This is a genomic window from Mesorhizobium sp. LHD-90 (assembly GCF_030929505.1).
GTDB lineage: Bacteria > Pseudomonadota > Alphaproteobacteria > Rhizobiales > Rhizobiaceae > Kumtagia.
The window spans coordinates 1-1,430 of sequence record NZ_JAVFVV010000054.1; the positions used below are offsets into that span (position 1 = coordinate 1).

The following is a 1,430-nucleotide window of genomic DNA, read 5'->3' on the forward strand; positions in this document are numbered from 1 at the left end:
GATCGTGTCCCTGGGAGTGGTGTAGCTGACGGCGTTGGTCGCCGCGCTCTCCGGCGTTGGGCCGGGACGATCAGCGCGCCATGGCTGGCAGGCTGATGAGCGGATCATCGCTCATTTGGCTGATGGTTTCCAGTGTCATGTAGCGGGCGCGTTGCACCGCCCATTCATCGTTCTGTTCGAGCAGCAAGGCGCCGACGAGGCGGACGATGGCGTCGTCGTTGGGAAAGATGCCGACGACATCGGTGCGCCGCTTGATCTCGCCGTTGAGCCGCTCGATCGGGTTTGTCGAGTGCAGCTTGGTGCGGTGCTCCTTGGGAAAGGCCATGTAGGCGAGCACGTCATGCTCGGCCTCATCCATGATGGCGGCGAGCTTGGGGACCTTTGGCCGGATCTGGTCGGCGACGGCACGCCATTGGGTGCTGGCGGCCTTCGGCGTGTCCTGGGCGAAGGCGGTGGCGATGAAGGCCGAAACGACGCGGCGGCCGCTCTTGCCGGCATGGGCGAGCACGTTGCGCATGAAGTGGACGCGGCAGCGCTGCCAGGTGGCGTTGAGCACCTTGGCGACGGCCGCCTTGATGCCCTCATGGGCGTCGGAGACGACCAGCTTGACGCCGCGCAGGCCGCGGCGGGTCAGCTTGCGCAGGAACTCGGTCCAGATCGGCTCGGCCTCCGAGGTGCCGACCTCCATGCCCAGCACCTCGCGGCGGCCATCGCTGTTGACGCCGACGGCGATGATGACGGCAACCGAAACGATGCGGCCGCCGCGGCGCACTTTGAGGTAGGTGGCGTCGATCCACAGATACGGCCAGTCGCCCTCGATCGGCCGGTCGAGGAAGGCTTTGACCTTGCCGTCGATCTCCTCGCACAGCCGCGAGACCTGGCTCCTGGAGACGCCGCTGGCGCCCATCGCCTTGACCAGGTCATCGACCGAACGCGTCGAGATGCCTTGAATGTAGGCTTCCTGGATGACTGCGGTCAGCGCCTTCTCGGCCATGCGCCGCGGCTCCAGGAAGCTCGGGAAGTAGGAGCCCTTCCTGAGCTTGGGGATGCGCAGCTCGACCGTACCGGCCCGCGTCTCCCAGTCGCGCTCGCGGTAGCCGTTGCGCTGGGCCGTCCGCAGCGGGTTCTTCTCGCCATAGCCGGCGCCGGTGGCGGCCCCCACCTCCAGCTCCATCAGCCGCTCGGCGGCAAAGCCGATCATGCCGCGCAACAGATCGGCATCAGGGGTCTTCTCCACGAGCGCGCGCAGGTTCATTATCTCGTCGGTCATCGGTGCTTCCTTCGAATCAGGTTGGTGTTCAGCAACCCGACCCTTACCGAAGAACATCGATGACCACCCGCACCGCCGCTCGCTCGCTACAGCGCTGTTGAAGGCGCGCTCCCGAGCGACGCCGCTACCGTCGAGCTACACCAATCGGTGGGACACGACC

Annotated in this window: 1 protein-coding gene; it reads right to left on the reverse strand. The window is 66.4% G+C overall.

The features are described from left to right. Positions 1-70 precede the first annotated feature (70 nt). Positions 71-1,270, reverse strand: coding sequence for an IS256 family transposase (locus RB623_RS30240; protein ID WP_308060979.1), 1,200 nt, complete (start codon positions 1,268-1,270; stop codon positions 71-73). Positions 1,271-1,430: the final 160 nt, after the last annotated feature.

Bases quoted from the DNA above. Each gene is read 5' to 3' on its own strand.
- RB623_RS30240 (WP_308060979.1), bottom strand. From the start codon at position 1,270: ATGACCGACGAGATAATGAACCTGCGCGCGCTCGTGGAGAAGACCCCT.